The following is a 17,625-nucleotide window of genomic DNA, read 5'->3' on the forward strand; positions in this document are numbered from 1 at the left end:
CGCCGTTAGTTTGATTACGGCGTATTGATCATGCGGTTTGACCTGCGGCCGTGCTATCGTATGCGGGTGGTTCATCCGCGCGCGTCGCGGGAGGCCGCGCACCGCCTTGAACGCAACGAGTAAGGAGCTCATTCTCATGGCGAAGGTTTCGGAAATCTACGGCTCGATGGTATTCAACGAGCATACGATGCAGGAGCGTCTGCCGTCTGCCACGTACAAGAGCCTGATCAAAACCATGAAAGAGGGCAAGCCCCTCGAGATCGAGGTAGCGAACGTCGTGGCCCACGCCATGAAGGAATGGGCCATCGAGAAGGGCGCCACCCACTTCACGCATTGGTTCCAGCCCCTGACCGGCATCACGTCGGAGAAGCACGACAGCTTCCTCGACCCCTGCAGCGACGGCCGAGCCATCATGAGCTTCTCCGGAAAAGAGCTGATCCAGGGCGAGCCCGACGCCTCCAGCTTCCCGTCCGGCGGCCTGCGCGCCACGTTCGAGGCCCGCGGCTACACCGCTTGGGATCCCACGTCCTACGCGTTCATCAAGGACGAGGTGCTGTGCATCCCGACGGCCTTCTGCTCCTACACCGGCGAGGCCCTCGACAAGAAGACGCCGCTTTTGCGCTCGATGAGCGCGGTGGAGGAGCAGGCCAACCGCGTGTTGGCTCTGTTCGGCGAGCCGCGCCAGCGCATCGTGCCCACGCTGGGCGCCGAGCAGGAATACTTCCTCGTGTCCGAGAAGGCCTATGCCAAGCGCCAGGATCTCATCATGACGGGCCGCACCCTGTTCGGTTACGCCCCCTGCAAGGGCCAGGAGCTCGACGAGCATTACTTCGGCGCCATCCGCCCCACCGTCAACGAGTTCATGAAGGAACTGGACAACGAGCTGTGGGCGCTCGGCGTGCCGGCTCGCACGAAGCACAACGAGGTGGCTCCGGCGCAGCACGAGCTGGCTCCCATCTTCACGAACGTGAACCGCGGCGTGGATGAGAACCTTCTCACCATGGAGAAGATGCGCCTGCTGGCCAGCCATCACGGCCTCGTGTGCCTGCAACATGAAAAGCCGTTCGAGGGCATCAACGGCTCGGGCAAGCACAACAACTGGTCGCTGTCTGCCGGCAAGAAGAACCTGTTCGACCCCGGCGAGAGCCCCATGGACAATCTGCGCTTCCTCGTGTTCCTCGCGGGCGTCATCCAGGCGGTAGATGACTACCAGGAGCTGCTGCGCATGTCGGTGGCGTCCGCGGGCAACGATCATCGCCTCGGCGCCGACGAGGCGCCGCCGGCCATCATCTCCATCTTTCTGGGCGACGAGCTGGACGCCATCGTGGACGCGCTTATCGACGACCACGAGTACACGAACGCCGAGAAAGTCGCCATGGATCTGGGCGTGGCCGTGCTGCCGAACTTCCTCAAGGACAACACCGACCGCAACCGCACCTCGCCGTTCGCGTTCACCGGCAACAAGTTCGAGTTCCGCATGCCCGGCTCGGGCGTGAACCTGTCGGATTGCAACATGATCCTGAACACGGCCATGGCGAAGAGCCTCAAGGACTTCGCCGACGCGATGGAGGGCAAGGCCGGCGAGGAATTCGAAGCCGCCGCCATCGATTACATCCGCGACGTGCTGACGGCGCACCAGCGCATCATCTTCAACGGCAACGGCTATTCGGAAGAATGGACGCGGGAGGCGGAGCGCCGCGGCCTGGCGAACCATCCTACGACGGCCGACGCCCTGCCGTGCTTCGTCGAACCGAAGAGCATCGCGCTGTTCGAGGAGTTCGGCGTGCTCACGGAAACCGAAGTGCGCAGCCGCTACGAGGTGAAGCTGGAGAAGTACAACAAGCTGCTGAACATCGAGGCGCGCACGATGAAGCGCATGGTGCGCCGCGCCTACCTGCCCGCCATCAACAGCTACGCCGCCGAGGTGGCCGGCCACATCAACGCCATCCGGTCGGCTTGCGCCGGTGCCGACACCGACCAGCAGGAAGAGCTGCTGCGCCGTTTGCTGCTGGGCATCAAGGAGATCGACACGCAGCTGCGCGCCCTGGGCAAGCTGCACCACGAGACGCTGGAGATCGAGAGCGAGCAGGAGAAGGCGAACACCTACGCGCACGAGGTCATCCCCGTCATGGACAGGCTGCGCGCCGCCGTCGACGGGCTCGAAGTCCTCGTCGATCGCGACCACTGGCCCGTTCCCACGTACAACGACATCCTGTTCTACGTGTAAGCGAAACGCTTCCAGCGGCCCCGGCTATGCCGGGGCCGCTTGCACGCTCGCCCGAAAAACACGCTTTCGGGCATGATTCCGTGTTTTTCGGGCGAACATGCCTAGCGTTCTTGCGGGGCAAGGTCGCTGTCGGGTGCCGCTGTTGGTTCGTCTCCTGCATCTTTGATGCCTCGGAGCGGTACGTTCGAGCGCAGCAGAGCCACCCAGCCGGCGATGGCGACGCCCATCGAACCGACGATGATGACGCCCACGCCTACCACGTAGTTCGGCCACGGCAGTACGGCGGCAAGCATGCCGACGCAGCCGATGGCGGTGTGCGCGAAGTTGATCAGCGACGATGCGGCTCCGGTATCGCCTTCCTGCTGCGACAGCAGGACGTTGGTGCTGTACGGCCGAACGGCAGCCTCCGTCAGCGCGAACGCAAGGAACGTGATGCAGAACAGCTGCGGGCTCGCTTGGCCCACGGCCAGCATGGCCGCGCCGGACGCCAGCGCGATGCCCAGCAGGATGCTGGTGAACCGCCGCGCGGACATGAACCGCGAGGCCGCAAGCCAGATGAACGGCCCCGCAGCCGTCAGCAGCGCGGCGAACGCGAAGTACATGCTGTACTCCAGCTCGGTCAGCCCGAAGAACGTGATGTACACGTACGAACCGACGGCGATGTACGCCATGAACGGCAGGTTGTACAGCCCGACGATGCCCAGGAACGCCGAGAACCCCTTGTTGCGCGCCACCGCGCCCAGCTGCTTCACGCTTCCCAGCACGGTGCCCTCGTAGCGTTCGCTGACGGGAAGCGTCTCGTCGAACAGCAGCGCCAGCCCGGCGCACAGAAGGCCGATGCCCGCCAGTACCCAGAACGTCATGCGCCAGTCGGCGACCTGCAGGATGAGCGCGCCCGCCACCGGCGCCAGCACGGGCCCTACCACGAACATCACCTGCACGACGGACAGCAGAGCCTCGCGCCGTTCGGGGACGACGGCGTCCTTCACCACCGCCGTGGACACCGCGCTCACCGCCCCGGCGCCCAAGGCTTGCAGGATGCGCGTGGCGATGAGCATGACGATGTCCACTGACAGCGCGCATAAAGCGCTGGCCAGCGCATACGTGAGAATGCCTGCCAGCAGCACGGGTTTGCGTCCGTAGCGGTCGCTTGCGGGCCCGAACGCCAGCAGCCCGACGGCGAAGAACAGGAAGTAGCCCACCAGCGTGAGGTTCACCATGCTCTCCGACGTGTTGAAATGCTCGGTCATGTGCGGGACGGCCGGCGTGTACATGTCCAGCGAAAGCGGCGTGACCAGCGACGTGATGACCAGCAGCACGATGAGCCCCAGCGGCCCCAACCGCCGTTGAGGCCGTGCGAGCCACGAGTGTAGTGCCATGTGCGTAGATCTCCTTGCGAAGCAGATGCGTTCAGGTTGAGCTTCCAGTATAGAAGACTTCGCCAGCGTCGTCAGGCGGGCAAGGTGGGCAGCGTGAGGGTGAACGTGGTGCCGCGCTCGTCGTCGCTGGCGGCAGCGAGGTTGCCGCCGTGCTCCTCGGCGATGGCGTGCGCGATGGCCAGCCCCAGGCCGTAGCCGCTGTCGTCGCGCGTGCGCGCCTTGTCGGCGCGGTAGAAGCGGTCGAACACGTGGGGGAGATCCTCGGGCGCGATGGCGAAGCCGGTGTTGTGCACCGCCAGCTCGATGCGGCGCACGCTTTGGCGCAGCGATACGTTCACGCTGCCGCCGTCGTCGGCGTACTTGCATGCGTTGTCCAGCAGCGTGCCCACCAACTTGCGCAGCCTCATCGCATTGCCGCGCACCATGACGCTCTCGTCCAGCTGCGATTGCAAATCGACGGCGCGCTCGAACGCCACGGACTCGAACTGCAGCAGCTCGCCTTCCACCAGGTCGGTGAGGTCGAGCCGCTCCATGGGCGGCGGCGCGGCGCCCTCGTCGACCTGCGCGAGCAGCAACAGGTCGCCTACCAGGCCCTGCATCTGCTGCGCTTCGTGCTGGGTGCTCTCGATCCACTGGCTCTGGCTGGCGATGCTGCGCTCGGGATGCTCAAGCAGGATGGACGTGTTCGCGAGGATCACGGTGAGGGGCGTCTTCAAATCGTGCGAAGCGTCGGCTACGAACCGGCGCTGCTGGCGCCATGCGCGATCCACTGGCGCCAGCGCCCACCGCGAGAAGAACATGCTGATCACGAAGAACGCAGCCAACGCCGCCGCGCCCACGCCCGCCAGTGTGACGGCCAGGGTCTGCCAGCCGCTTGCGGCGCTCATGTCCGCGAACGCGAGGTACGCGGCGCCTCCCACGGTGCGCTTCTCGTAGAACAGCCCTAGGCCGACCAGGCTGCCGGAGCCGTCGGGCTGATCGGCCAGCGCGGCCGCGGCCTGCGCCAGCACGTCGTCGGCGATGGACGCCGTAGTGCGCGTTTGAACAGCTGCCAGCGAGCCGTCGGCCTCCACCGAGAACACCGCTACGGGAATGGCGGGATCCGATCCGCCGCGCTTGCCGCCGATCTCGGGGGGCATTCCGTTTGCACGGGCGGCGTCCGCTGGCACCTGGGCGCCGGGCTGGGTGCCGCTCGACGGGCCGCCGCCCGCGTCGCCTGCGTGGGCAAGAGCAGCGTCGAGCGTCTCGTGCACGCGCGCGACGCTCTGCTGGTAGTCGATGACGCAGATGGCGGTGAACACCACGGCCAACACCACGGCAACGGTGGCCATGTTGAGCGCGATGAACTTGACGCGCAGCTTCTTCAGCATGGAAGGCCCGCGCTTTCCGAGGCGTCGTCGGGCGCGGCATCGGCCACGAACCGGTAGCCCGCGCGCCGCAGCGTCTCGATGCGCGCCGTCGATCCCAGGAACTTCATCTTCTTGCGCAGAAACGACACGTAGGCCTCCACGTTGTTGTCTTCGGCGCTCGACTCCACGCCCCACACCTTCGCGATGAGCATGTCTTTCGACACCACCTGCCCGGCGTTCGCCATGAGCACCTTGGCCAGCGAGAACTCCTTGTAGCTGAGGTGTATGGACTTCGACCCGCACGCCAGGTCGTAGCTTTCCAGGTTCAGCACGAGGTCGCCGGCGGCCAGCTTCTCGAACAGCACTTCGCCCTGGCGGCGCGTGAGCGCGCGCAGGTGAGCCAGCAGCTCGGCGGGCGCGAACGGCTTGGTCATGTAGTCGTCGGCGCCGCTGTCGAGGCCGGTGATCTTGTCGGGCACGGCGTCGCGCGCGGTGAGCAGCAGCACCGGCACGCTGATGCTTTTGCGGCGCAGCTGGGCCACCACGGCGAAGCCGTCCATCTTCGGCAGCATCACGTCGAGGATGATCACGTCGTAGTCGCCGCATTCGGCGTAGGCGAGGCCGGAGGCGCCGTCGTGCACGACGTCCGTCTGGTAGCCGTTCTCGGCGAGTATGTGCGCCAGCGCCTGCGCCAGGCGCACGTCGTCTTCAACGATGAGGACTTGCATGGCGACCTGCTTTCTTTCGCGCGTCCTAGCTTCCATTGTACCGTCAGACCTGAAAAGCGTCTGAAAGAAACAGGCGAAGGCCCTTTTCGCGAGCGTGTTGCTTCTGCGCGAGCGCTCGGGCGGAGGCAGGCCCTTTCAGGGAACTTTCAGGCAGCGCGGCTAGGATGCGGTGTCTGATGGAAAGGACCGGTATCCCATGACAACGTTCACCGACGTATTCGAACGCAAGGAAGTGAAGTACCGCCTGGACGCGCGCCAGCACCGCGCGATGGCAGCCGCGTTACGCGGTCGCATGGCGCCCGACGCGTTCGGCCGGACGCGCATCGTCAGCCGCTACTTCGACACGCCCGAGCGCGCGCTCATCGAGCGGTCGTTGGACAAGCCGCTGTACAAGGAGAAGCTGCGCTTGCGCAGCTACGGGTCGCCGCAGGCTGGCGACCGCGTGTTCGTGGAGATCAAGAAGAAGTACAAGGGCATCGTGTACAAGCGACGGGTGGGCTGCTCGTTGGCTGCGGCCGAAGCCTACCTGGGCGGAGAGTCGTACGAGCAGGCCTGCGCGCGATTCCCGCTGCCCGACCCGGCGATGGCCGCCGAGTCGCTGTCGCCGCGCAGCGTGCAGATCGCACGCGAGGTCGACGAGTTCATTGCGCGGTACCGGCCTCTGCGGCCTTCGATGCTCATCGAGTGCGAGCGCGTTGCGTACGCGTCGATAGCGACGATCGCCGCGGCGGCAGGCGGCGGCGCAACCGGCTTGCGCGCGCTGGGCGATGTGCCGGACGACTTGCGCATCACCTTCGATGCCGGCATCGCCTACGGCGATCTGTTCGCAAGGGATGCCGGTGCTGCATCGCATCCGCTGCTCCCCGACGGCGATGCCGTGATGGAGATCAAGTCGTCCGGCCCGTTTCCGCTGTGGCTCGTTCGCGCGCTCGATGCGTGCGAGGCCTACCCGACGTCGTTCTCGAAGTACGGGGAAGCGTATCGGGCCTGCATGGCCGCTCATCGCGGTGCGTCGTCGTTTGCGACAGCGCGCGCGTCCCAAGCAGCCGCCGAGCAGAAGGCCGAGCGGTTCGCCGCAGCGTTGCGCGGCCGCCGCCCTCGTCGCTTCCGTGCGCCGTCGCACACGCCTACGCGCTGCTGAGGTGCCTGGCCGTTCGATAGCCCCTCCCTCTCTACCCGAAAGGAACCAACTGTGCTCGATACTGCATTGACCTCGATATTCGGATCGACGGAATCGCTCGTTGCGGGCGTGTCCACCGTCGATTTCCTGCTGTGCTGCCTCGCGTCCATCGTGCTGGGCGCGGCGGTGGCGCTCATCTACATGTTCCGCCACACGTACTCGAAGAACTTCGTGGTGACGCTGGCGCTGCTGCCGCTCATCGTGCAGATGGTGATCACGCTGGTGAACGGCAACCTGGGCGCAGGCATCGCGGTGATGGGCGTGTTCAACCTCGTGCGCTTCCGTTCCATCCCCGGCAGCGCGAAGGACATCGGCAGCGTGTTTCTGGCCATGGCCATCGGCCTGGCCACGGGCATGGGCTTCATCGTGCTGGCCGTGCTGTTCACCATCATCGTGGCTATCGTGAACGTGGGCTACATGCTGTCGCCCTTCGGCAAGCAGAAAGAGCCGGAGAAGACGCTGAAAATCACCATTCCCGACGACTTGGAGTACGACGGCGTGTTCGACGACGTGCTGAAGCGCTATACCGACGAGCACGAGCTGACGATGGTGCAAACCACCAACATGGGAAGCCTGTTTCTACTGGAATATGCGGTGCGGATGAAGCAGCCGGGAACGGAGAAGCGCATGATCGACGAACTGCGCTGCCGTAACGGCAACTTGAAGATCACCTGCGGGCGCGCTGCTGCGAGTAAGGACGTGTTGTAATGGAATGGACAGACGCTAAGTCGACTGGCGAGGGCTGGGGAGATACCCAGTCGCTCAAACAGTCCTCGCTTCGCTGCGGAACTCGCTTGGTGGGCATCACCCCAGCCCTCTTCGTTCGATTGTCTCTGTTGAAAAAAGGAGTTGTCGATGCCCTGATAGCCGGACTGTTCGCAGTGATGCTGACCTGCGGATTGGCGGGGTGTTCGTCGGATCTGGGGGGCGGGGGGTCGGCTGCTGGGGCGGCCGTTGATGGGGGTGGGGGGTCGGACTCTTCCGGGTCTGCTTCCGACTCTGGCGAGGCTGCTTCGTTTGCCGAGGTTGCGGCGGCTTTCGACGCGTTGGCGCTCGATCTCGACTACAGCAAGCGCGATGCGGATGCTTCTTACGACGATGCTTCCGCCGTGCATATCGTGTTGGGCGGAGGGTCGGCGAGCGTAGAGGGCGATGGCGCGACAGTTGACGGCTCTACAGTGACCATCTCTACCGAAGGCGTCTACGTCGTGTCGGGTTCGCTCGACGACGGGCAGCTGGCGGTGGAAGCGCCTGAGGACGCGAAGGTGCAGATCGTCCTTGCGGGCGCGACCATCCACAACGAGGACGGGCCCGCCGTGTACGTGAAGCAGGCCGACAAGTGCTTCATCACGCTGGCCGACGGGACGCAGAACGCGCTCACCGACGGCGCGGAATACGTGCTCGAAGACGGCTCCGACGAGCCGTACGCCACGCTGTTCAGCCGTGCCGACCTCACGTTGAACGGAACGGGAGCCTTGACGGTGACCAGCGCGTACCGCCATGCGGTGTGCTCGAAGGACGACCTTGTGATCACGGGCGGCACCTATGTGGTGAACGCGGTGGAAGACGCGCTGCGCGGACGCGACTGCGTCAAGATCGCGGACGGCGACTTCACGCTGATCGCAGGCGGCGACGGCATCAAGTCGAACAAGGATACGAAAGCCACGAAGGGATTCGTGTCCATCGACGGCGGCACGTTCGTCATCGAGGCCGGCGACGACGGCATCCATGCGCAAACCTACCTGCGTATCGCGGGTGGCGACATCTCCATCGCTGCGGTGGACGACGCGCTGCACTCCAACCTCGAGGGCCTGCTGGCGGGCGGCGCGCTCGATATCGAAGCGGGCGACGATGCCTTCCATGCCGAGACGAAGCTCGTTATCGACGACGGCACGGTGAACGTGAAGGCGTGCTACGAGGGCTACGAAGCTGAGAAGCTGTACATCAACGGCGGCGACACCCATATCGTGGCCAGCGACGACGCCATCAATGCGGCTGTCGCCGATCTCGGCGACGACGGTGCCGACGCTGCGGCCGATGCGTCGGCCGAGGCGCCCGGCTCCGAGGGCGGGACGCTGCCCGACGGCATGGAGGCGCCTGAAGGTGCTCCCGACGGGATGACGCCTCCGGACGGGGTGAACGGCATGGACGGCGAGGCTCCCGAACTGCCCGAAGGCGCGGAGACTCCCGATGCCACGGGCGGCACGCCGCCGTCCGGCGCTCCGCAGCGAAACGGCGAGGGCGCCAACGAGCGCGAGCTCAACGGCGGCGCGCCCGACAATGCATTCGCCGAAGGCGGCGCGGGCGGCATGGGCATGGGCGACGAAAACTGCCTCATCCAGATCAACGGCGGCTACACCGTGCTCGATGCTCAAGGGGACGGCGTGGACAGCAACGGCTCGGTGGAGATCACGGGCGGCGTGCTGCTGGTCTGCGGCCCCACGAGCAACGGCGACGGAGCGTTCGACTACGATCTGACGGCGACGGTGACCGGCGGAACGGTGCTCATGGTGGGTTCCAACGGCATGGCGCAGAACTTCACCAGCGGAGAGCAGCCTTTCGCGTTCGCCGCGGTCAGCGGCTCGGCCGGCCAGAACGTGGCCGTCGTAGACTCCGACGGCACGGTGGTCGCCTCGTTCACGGCGGCCAAGCAGTTCGGCATGGTGCTGGCCACCAGCCCCGCGTTCGTCGAAGGCGGCACGTATTCGCTGGTCATCGGAGGCACCGTGACCGGCGCGAACGCCGACGGCTACACCGACTCCGGCACGGTGGAGGGCGGCTCCACCACCGAGATCGCCGCGTCAACCACCGCATCCGGCGGCATGGGCGGCCTCGGCGCAGGAGGCGGCGGTATGCCCGCCGGCCAAGGCGGCGACGTCCAGCGCGGCATGCGCGGCGGCGCGGGTAGCGGCTTCGGCGGCGGAGCGGCGGCGTAGCCAGCACCCGTTCCAGCGGCGGCCCCGACGGAGTGTTCGTCGAGGTCGCCGTTTTTGGCGCGAGGTCGTCGGTCTGCCTCCTCGATTCTGGCACGAATTTACGGGTATGGCACAGATTTTGCAGAAAGAGTAAGGCCGTGAATCGCAAGCAATAGCAAAACGCCTGGTCGCGAAAACGTCTCCGCCCAATTTCCCCAATCGCTTCTGCCCAACCCGTAAATTTGTGCCAGATTTTTCAAGGTCGAACCGTTGGTAGCCGATTGCATTTGTCGTTCGCAGGTGTGTGAAATTCAGGAACAGCTGGCTCTTTGTCTGCGTTATCGCATATCGCTGGCTCATCTCTAGTAGTGCGGGATTTCGGAAATCCCGTGGGTTAGCCTTCGAACATCATGGCTTCGCGCATATCTGTTGCGTGATCGATTCGATGTGGTTTCGGGCCACCACCAGCAAGGCGATTATCGCCGCCGTCGAAGATGCCATGAGCAAGACGTAGGCCTATTCCGCGATAATCTTACGATCGGAACCTGCAAGGGCGTCGAAGCGGGCTTGCAGGTTCCGACCATGCATCCGCATCCTGGGCTTCGCCTCATGGTTCCGATCTCCTTGCGGAAGCGTTATCGTCCGGGAAACAGCAGCCGGCGTTCTGCGGCCAGATCGTTCACCGTTTCTATCTGCTTGGCGGTCTGACGTTGGACGGCTTCGATGAAGCGCTCGTCAAGCTGGGCGTTGAGACTCAACACGTCAGCTATGTCATCGAGGAACCCGTCGAGTGAGGACGAATCGTACCACGACAGGTCCTCCACGAGCGCCAGCTGCTGAGAAGGATAGGGGCGAAACGGATGGGCCTCCCACAAGTAGCGCCCATGCTCCAGCTCGTCCGTGGTCGCGCGGCTGTAAAACCCGCATCCGTTGTCGAACAGGGGTGCCACCCGATACCGATCGAGGGTTTCCACCTCGCGCATCAAACCGAAATTGTGCGTATGGCGGTCGAAGTTCGCCATAAGATGGTCGGCAACGATCATCTTGCTCACGGCGCGTCCGAGGTTCGACACGCCCAGCGCTTGCCCGGCTTCAAGGTATCCGCGATGGAGGTCGCGCCCCTCCGTCACTCCGAAGGCGGTAAGCACGTCGGCTGCGGGGATGAGCTCGGTTTCGGACGTTACGAAGGTTGGGCACGTCGAGTAGGCGCGCCCGTGCCGTTCGGTCAGTGAGTAGGCAACGAAGTCTTCGTCGTCCAGGAGCCGTGCGAGCAGCTTGGTTGCCAACAGCTCGTTGTACGGCTCGCGGTTCTCGTTGCCCGTTCCGCTTTTCACCAGGAGGTTCGTTCCGTCGCGGTGAATCCATGTCTTCGACAGCATGCCAGGCGTGGCGGTGTCGGGCGAGTGGGTTATGCGGGCGGTCGAGGTTCCTGCAGGGGCAGAGCCGCCGAGCAAGGTTTCGCCCAGTGCTTCTTCGTAACCGTTTTCGAAGTAATTGACGTCATGCCAGTCCACGTCGATATCAACGGGCTTGAACCAATACTGATCGGACAGATTGAGTCCCCAGGAATCGAACATGAGGTCGATGCCATGTCGGGCTGCCAGCTCGCGCAACACGGGGGCGAGGTTCGGACGCATATCGGGAATGGAGCGTGAGGCGATCCATGCAGCTAAATCGTATCGGTTCGGCGTTCGCTCTCGAAGGCCGATGCCTAATGGCTTCCAGGCGATTCCTTCGCGCGGCACGATATCGGCCGTTTCGCGCGTGCGTCGGTTGTACACGAAATCGAGCACCGGATGGTTGCGATTCATCAGCGTGAACGGGGCGAGGTTGCGCTCGTTCTTCTCGTTCATCTTCGGGCGGCCTGCGGTTCTGCCCCGCTCGGCTCGCTCGTGGACGGAGCGCTCGTCAAGCATCCAAGATCGTCCGAACCGCTGGGCCTCGAGATCTCCAGACGCTATAAGCGCGTTCACGCGCCTCATGCTGATGCCCAAACGCTGCGCCGCTTCCTTGGTCGTGTACATGGCTCCTCCCATCCGTTCATTTCCTAAAATTATACCAAACAAAGAATAAATAATTCTCAGATGCTGTAGAAAAAATATTCCTTAATCGGAACATTTTCTGGAGGTGCCTGACGGTCGTATGGAACACTTGCGCGGTTTTGTCCCGAAGGATTTGCTCCTTTCGTCGAATCGGTGACCCTTCGCCGGAAAGCTTCGCGCGCTTTAGCCGATTGGAGTACAATGGGCGAACGAATAAGGAACGAACCCGCACGTCAGGCTGGGGCCGGGCGCCATGCAAGAAGGGATGCGAACATGGCAGACATCACCGAAGTGGATTACATCTGGAAGAACGGGGAGATGATCCCCTGGGCCGAGGCTACCACGCATGTCTTGTCCCACTCGCTGCATTACGGCTCCGGCGTGTTCGAGGGCATCCGCTGCTACCAGAATCCCGAGACGAAGAAGAGCTACGTCTTCCGTCTGCGCGACCATATGGAGCGCCTGCATCGCAGCTGCAAGATCTCTCTGATCGACCTGCCGTACTCGGTGGACGAACTGTGCGACGCGACGATCGAGCTTATCCGCAAGAACAAGCTGCCGTCGTGCTACATCCGTCCGATCGTGTACCGCGGCTACGGCGTGATGGGCGTCGATCCCACCGGCGCCCCCACCGACGTGGCTATCGCCGTGTGGCCGTGGGACACCTACCTGGGAGACGGTGCGCTCGACAACGGCGTGGCCGTGGGCGTGTCGTCGTGGCGCCAGCGTACGAACAACTCCATTCCGCCTGCGGTTAAAGCCACCGCTTCCTACATGAACTCTATCCTGGCTAAGCTCGAGGCGAAAGAGCACGGCTATGTTGAGGCCATCATGCTGAACGAGGCGGGGCTCGTGTGTGAGGGCACCGGCGAGAACCTCTTCGTCGTGCGCGACGGCATCTTGTCCACGCCGCCGCTGTCCGACGGACTGCTGGAGGGCATCACGCGCGACACGGTGCTGTGCCTGGCCGACGACCTGGAGATCCCCGCCATCGAGGAAAGCCTCACGCGCAGCGACCTCTACATCGCCGACGAGGTGTTCATGACCGGCTCCGCCGCCGAGCTCACGCCCATCGGCAGCGTCGACGGCCGTGTGGTGGGCAAGCCGGGCGAGATCACTCGCTTGCTGCAGGATCGTTTCTTCGCCGTGTGCTATGGCAACATCGAAGAGTACTCGGAATGGCTGACTGAGATCTAAGTCATAGGTTGGTATGTCGCGAAGCCCCCACCGTCCGCTGCTTGCGGCCGGCCGGAGGGCTTCGCTTTTTGAGCGAAGGAGCGCCTCTGTGAATCGAATCCTCACGTATGACAGCACGCTGCGAGACGGAGAGCAGTGCGAGGGCATCACGTTGTCGCTTGAGGACAAGCTGCGCATTGTCGAGCGCTTGGACGCGTTCGGCGTCGATTTCATCGAGGGCGGGTTTCCGGCATCGAACCCGAAAGACATCGCGTTCTTCCAGCGCGTGCAGGAGATGCCGCTTAAGCATGCGCGCATCGTGGCGTTCGGCTCAACGTGCAAGAAGGACGTCGCCGCCGAGGACGACCGCGGGCTGGCCGACCTCGTGGCCAGCGGCGCCCCGGTGGTCACCATCGTGGGCAAAACGTGGGACGAGCAGGTCACGCGCGCGCTGCTGACCACGCTCGACGAGAACCTGCGCATGATCCGCGATTCCGTGGCCTACCTCAAGGCGCAGGGTCTCACGGTGGTGTTCGACGCCGAACACTTCTTCGACGGCTACAAGGCGAACGCCGACTACGCGATGGCCTGCGTGCGCGCGGCAAGCGAGGCGGGCGCCGACTCCATCGACCTATGCGAGACGAACGGCGGCGCGCTGCCTCACGAGGTGGATGCCGTCGTGGCCGCGGTCGCGCGCGAGCTGCCCGGCCAGCAGCTGGGCATCCATTGCCACAACGATTCGGGCTGCGCTGTGGCGAACTCGCTTGCCGCTGTGCGCGCCGGCGTAACCCAGGTGCAGGGCACGGTGAACGGGTTCGGCGAACGCGTGGGCAATACCGACCTGCTCACCGTCATCGCCGACCTCGAGCTGAAGATGGGCTGCACGTGCGTGGGCGAGGAGCGGCTGCGCGACCTGACCAGCGTGGCGCAGTTCGTGGCCGAAACGTGCAACCTGTCGGTGCCGAACCATCATCCCTACACGGGCGCGTCGGCGTTCGCGCACAAGGGCGGCCTGCACGCCAGCGCCATCGCGCGCTTCCCCGAGGCCTACGAGCACACGCGTCCCGAGGCGGTGGGCAACACGCAGCGCATGCTGGTCAGCGAGCTGGCCGGCAAGGCATCGCTCATCGCGAAGGCGAAGAACTTGGGCATCGATCTGGCCCAGCACCCCGACAAGACGCAGGAGATCCTGGACGACATCAAGCGCCGCGAAGCGGTGGGCTACTCCTACGAGGTGGCCGACGGGTCGCTTGCGCTGCTGCTGCAATGGCATCTCGGCGCGTACCGGCCGCACTTCACGCTGGAGAGCTTCCGCGTCATCGTGGACGACCACGAGGACACCGGCGCGCTGGCGAAGGACGCCATGTCGGAAGCCACCATCAAGATCCACGTGGGCGACCAGCGCTTCGTGGCCACGGGCGAGGGCGCGGGTCCTGTCGGCGCGCTGGACAACGCGCTGCGCATGGCCATCGTGGCGTTCTATCCTGAGGTGGCCGACATCGAACTGGTGGACTACAAGGTGCGCATCCTCGACGAGAACGTGGGCACCGACGCCATCACGCGAGTCGTCATCACCACGCGTGACAAGCGCGGCAGCTGGGGCACGGTGGGCGTGTCGGAGAACATCATCGAAGCATCATGGAATGCGCTGGTCGACTCCATCGAGTACGGCCTGATGCGGATTGGGGAGTAGCATGAGCGATCTCAGAACGCCCGAAGTCGAAGATCTCCTGCGCGTGTTCGCGGCGCTCGACGACGAAGACGTGATCTTCTCCCTGCTGGAGGACTTGTTCACCATTCGCGAGATCAAGGAAACGTCCCAGCGCCTGGCCGTTGCGCGCCAGTTGGATGCCGGCAAGTCCTACTCCGCCATCGAAGAGGCCACCGGCGCGTCGGCCACCACCATTGCCCGCGTGTCGAAGTGCCTGAGCTACGGTGCCGGCGGCTACAACGCCGCTCTGAACGTCCTGGACGACGCCGAGAAGAAGCGCCGCTAGCGCGGTCGCGTGCTTCCGGAATCCTGCCGCAAGCTCGATTCTGCCCGGTTCCCGCCACGGATTGCCTCACGCGTTCGGCAACCAGGTGAACTCGGGCCGCGAGGCTGCGAACAACGTTGCGGAGTTCCTGAAGGCGTAAATCCACTCTTTTCCGAAGCTGGGGCGCGGAATCTCTCCCTCCTCGCCGTCGTCCCGGCTTCGGAATTCTGCGTCTGGGCGCAAACGGGCACCCATGACAATTATGCGAGCAGAAAAGAGCCCCAGGCGGCGGAAGGATTTTCTGTCACCTGGGGTTTCTCTAGTTGCTCTGCGAGGGCGGCTGCCGTTTCGCCCTCCCGGATTGTCATGGGTGCCCGTTTGCGCCCACGACATGGGATTGCTGCGTCGGATTGTCATGGGTGCCGTTTTGCGTCCATGACATGGAACCTTGCGGCGCGCGGAATGGCTCGCGTCACCCGGCGACGGGCGCCGCGTCCTCGTCCGGCCTTGCGGGCGGTTTCGCGGCGCTTCCGTCGCTCGACCCGCTCGCCGGCAGCGCCACGGGATCGCCGTACTCGTCGATCGTCCCGTTCGCACGGCCCTCGATGTAGGCTGTGCGCGCCTTGCCGCGCCTAAACGTCACGGGCGCCTTCCCCGAGCTCAGCTGGTAGCAGTACCAGAACACGAACGGGATGCCGATGATGCCGTTCGCCATGCCCCACCAGTACATCACGTCGGGGCTGAACCATGCAGCCGAGTTCATGATGGTGGGGAACAGCAGCGGGAAGCAGCTGCGCAGCAAGAGGTGCGCGCCCAGCGTGTAGATGCGCCCGGTGATGTACAGCTCGGGACGGCGCATGATGATGGGGTACAGCTCGGCCGCAGCCAGGATGCAGCAGGTGGACGCGAAGAACTCGTGTCCTTCGGCGTACACGAAGCACGCGTTCCACGTGGTGTACAGGAAGTTCCACATGGGGACAGTGTAGGACAGGATCTCGCCGTGGCTGGACGTGTCGTACTTCCAGTACTTGTCGCCGAACGGCATGGTGACGCACAGGATGAAGCCGGCCAGCGCGTTCATCATGTTGCCCATCTGCATGTCGCGCAGCGTGGCCTCGGCAATGTTGCAGAACACGATGCCGTACAGCGTCCAGCGCACCCAGCGTTTACGCATGAGCCGCCAGAACGGCGTGTCCTTCTGCTGCACGGCGGCGATGCGGCCCAGACCTGCGAAGATGAGCGGCAGGATGACGGAGAGGTTTTTCGCCCACCGGAACCAATCGTCTCCGGGGATGTTGATGATCCATAGCGGAATGGTGACGAGCGACACCACCCACACCCACATGGACGTTCGATAGTGCCGTCGCATGAACTCGGTCAGCAGCATGAGCAGCACGGTGTACACGACCATCGATATGGGAGTGATCCAGACGGGCACGGTCATGAGAAACCCCTTTCCCCAGGTAGCGCTATTATTGTCAGTCTATCATCGGGGGTGGTGCCGCTTCTTTCACAAACGACCTCTTGATGTGAAAGACTTCCACGCCCGAGCTTCGTATACTCGCTTCAAGGCGCTGTGCGTCGTCGATGGGACGAGGGCCATGTGTCCGAACTGCCGCCAGGCAACGGCGGGAAACGAGGGAGCGAAGGGGGCTTCATCATGGGTATTCTGTACCAAGCGGCCGACCCGCTGTACTGGGTCATTTGGCTGTTCATTTTGTTCGCGCTTATGGCGTTCAACGAGTTGGGACGCACGTCGCTGTGGGCAGGCATCGCGCTGTTCGCGGTTGTTCCCATCGTGCTGACCGTCTTCGTGTGGCCCACCACGGCGGCTCCCGGCAACGAGTACGGCACGGGCACGTGGTTCAACTGGGTGAAGACATATTCGGCACTTGCCGGCTGCTTGGGCTTCATGGCGCTGCGCTTCGTGAAGTGGCGCGGCGCGGACGGCACGACGCACCACCTGTACGAGAAGCGCTGGGCGCTGTGCTTTCCGCCGCTCATCCTGGCCGTCAACATCGCCGAGGCCGTCGTTCGCGACTTCCAGGTGTTCAGCTTCGGCCTGTGGCAAGGCGGCGTGGTCGAGAACCTGTGGACTATGTCGGGTCCCTGGAACATCATGAACGGCATTGCCGGTATCCTCAACATCGTCACCATCTGCGGCTGGTTCGGCATCTTCATCTCGAAGGATTCGTCGAAGGACATGATCTGGCCCGACATGATCTGGGCGTGGATCATCGCCTACGACCTGTGGAACTTCGCCTATACGTACAACTGCATCTCCGACCACTCGGCCTACGCCGGCCTCGCGCTGCTGCTGGCGTGCACTATCCCCACGTTCTTCATCAAGAAGGGCGCCTGGTTGCAGCATCGCGCGCAGACGCTGGCGCTGTGGATCATGTTCGTGATGACCGTTCCGCAGTTCGCCGATGTGCTGGCGCCCATTCCCACCACGCACAACCCTACGGCGTTCTTCGCGGTCAGCTTCCTGGCGCTTGCGTCGAACGTGGCGTTGGCGGCGTACCAGTTCCGTAAGATCCGCAAGCTCAAGTTGAACCCGCTCAAGGACGAGCTGTACGCCGACACGAAGTCGTATCAGGAGCTCGAAGAGGCAAACCGCTAGAGAACCCCGTATAATGGACGCCAAGCGTAA

Annotated in this window: 13 protein-coding genes; 8 read left to right on the forward strand and 5 right to left on the reverse strand. The window is 64.1% G+C overall.

Going from position 1 to position 17,625, the window contains the following annotated elements; all coding sequences use genetic code 11:
- Window positions 1–136 precede the first annotated feature (136 nt).
- Window positions 137–2,227, forward strand: coding sequence for a glutamine synthetase III family protein (locus ELEN_RS01885; protein ID WP_009305965.1), 2,091 nt, complete (start codon window positions 137–139; stop codon window positions 2,225–2,227).
- A gap of 101 nt (window positions 2,228–2,328) precedes the next feature.
- Here ELEN_RS01885 and ELEN_RS01890 read toward each other — a convergent pair whose 3' ends face one another.
- The 3 genes from ELEN_RS01890 to ELEN_RS01900 form a co-directional block, all read right to left on the reverse strand.
- Window positions 2,329–3,606 carry an MFS transporter gene (locus ELEN_RS01890; protein WP_015759945.1) on the reverse strand — a complete coding sequence of 426 codons (1,278 nt, stop codon included), beginning with the start codon at window positions 3,604–3,606 and terminating at the stop codon, window positions 2,329–2,331.
- A 71-nt stretch (window positions 3,607–3,677) separates the two neighbouring features.
- Window positions 3,678–4,976: a sensor histidine kinase gene (locus tag ELEN_RS01895; protein ID WP_015759946.1), complete on the reverse strand. Its 1,299-nt coding sequence runs from the start codon at window positions 4,974–4,976 to the stop codon at window positions 3,678–3,680.
- A complete protein-coding gene (locus ELEN_RS01900) occupies window positions 4,970–5,683 on the reverse strand; it encodes a response regulator transcription factor (RefSeq protein ID WP_009305970.1) in 714 nt (237 codons plus the stop codon). Before ELEN_RS01900 ends, ELEN_RS01895 begins: the two co-directional genes overlap by 7 nt.
- Before the next feature lie 196 nt (window positions 5,684–5,879).
- On the opposite strand from ELEN_RS01900, the gene ELEN_RS01905 reads away from it, so the two are divergent.
- From ELEN_RS01905 to ELEN_RS01915, 3 genes are all read left to right on the forward strand, one after another.
- Window positions 5,880–6,824, forward strand: coding sequence for a polyphosphate polymerase domain-containing protein (locus tag ELEN_RS01905; protein WP_015759947.1), 945 nt, complete (start codon window positions 5,880–5,882; stop codon window positions 6,822–6,824).
- Window positions 6,825–6,875: 51 nt separating this feature from the next.
- Window positions 6,876–7,571: a DUF4956 domain-containing protein gene (locus ELEN_RS01910; RefSeq protein WP_015759948.1), complete on the forward strand. Its 696-nt coding sequence runs from the start codon at window positions 6,876–6,878 to the stop codon at window positions 7,569–7,571.
- Window positions 7,572–7,909: 338 nt separating this feature from the next.
- Window positions 7,910–9,799, forward strand: a complete 1,890-nt coding sequence (locus tag ELEN_RS01915; RefSeq protein ID WP_256998778.1) for a carbohydrate-binding domain-containing protein — start codon at window positions 7,910–7,912, stop codon at window positions 9,797–9,799.
- Window positions 9,800–10,413: 614 nt separating this feature from the next.
- Here the strand turns inward: ELEN_RS01915 and ELEN_RS01920 are convergent.
- Entirely contained in the window at window positions 10,414–11,802 is a 1,389-nt protein-coding gene (locus ELEN_RS01920) for a helix-turn-helix domain-containing protein (RefSeq protein ID WP_158539333.1), read from the reverse strand.
- A 291-nt stretch (window positions 11,803–12,093) separates the two neighbouring features.
- On the opposite strand from ELEN_RS01920, the gene ELEN_RS01925 reads away from it, so the two are divergent.
- From ELEN_RS01925 to ELEN_RS01935, 3 genes are all read left to right on the forward strand, one after another.
- Complete coding sequence (locus ELEN_RS01925; RefSeq protein ID WP_015759951.1) at window positions 12,094–13,017, forward strand: branched-chain amino acid transaminase; 924 nt, start codon at window positions 12,094–12,096, stop codon at window positions 13,015–13,017.
- 88 nt (window positions 13,018–13,105) lie between these two features.
- Window positions 13,106–14,689 carry a citramalate synthase gene (gene cimA / locus ELEN_RS01930; protein ID WP_015759952.1) on the forward strand — a complete coding sequence of 528 codons (1,584 nt, stop codon included), beginning with the start codon at window positions 13,106–13,108 and terminating at the stop codon, window positions 14,687–14,689.
- A 1-nt stretch (window position 14,690) separates the two neighbouring features.
- Complete coding sequence (locus ELEN_RS01935) at window positions 14,691–14,993, forward strand: YerC/YecD family TrpR-related protein (protein ID WP_009305977.1); 303 nt, start codon at window positions 14,691–14,693, stop codon at window positions 14,991–14,993.
- A gap of 451 nt (window positions 14,994–15,444) precedes the next feature.
- Here the strand turns inward: ELEN_RS01935 and ELEN_RS01940 are convergent, their stop codons facing one another.
- Window positions 15,445–16,416 carry a hypothetical protein gene (locus ELEN_RS01940; protein ID WP_009305980.1) on the reverse strand — a complete coding sequence of 324 codons (972 nt, stop codon included), beginning with the start codon at window positions 16,414–16,416 and terminating at the stop codon, window positions 15,445–15,447.
- Between the two features lie 216 nt (window positions 16,417–16,632).
- On the opposite strand from ELEN_RS01940, the gene ELEN_RS01945 reads away from it, so the two are divergent.
- Window positions 16,633–17,595 (forward strand): DUF5692 family protein, encoded by a 963-nt coding sequence (locus ELEN_RS01945; RefSeq protein ID WP_015759953.1) that lies wholly within the window; start codon window positions 16,633–16,635, stop codon window positions 17,593–17,595.
- Window positions 17,596–17,625 lie beyond the last annotated feature (30 nt).

This window comes from Eggerthella lenta DSM 2243 (assembly GCF_000024265.1).
Lineage (GTDB): Bacteria > Actinomycetota > Coriobacteriia > Coriobacteriales > Eggerthellaceae > Eggerthella > Eggerthella lenta.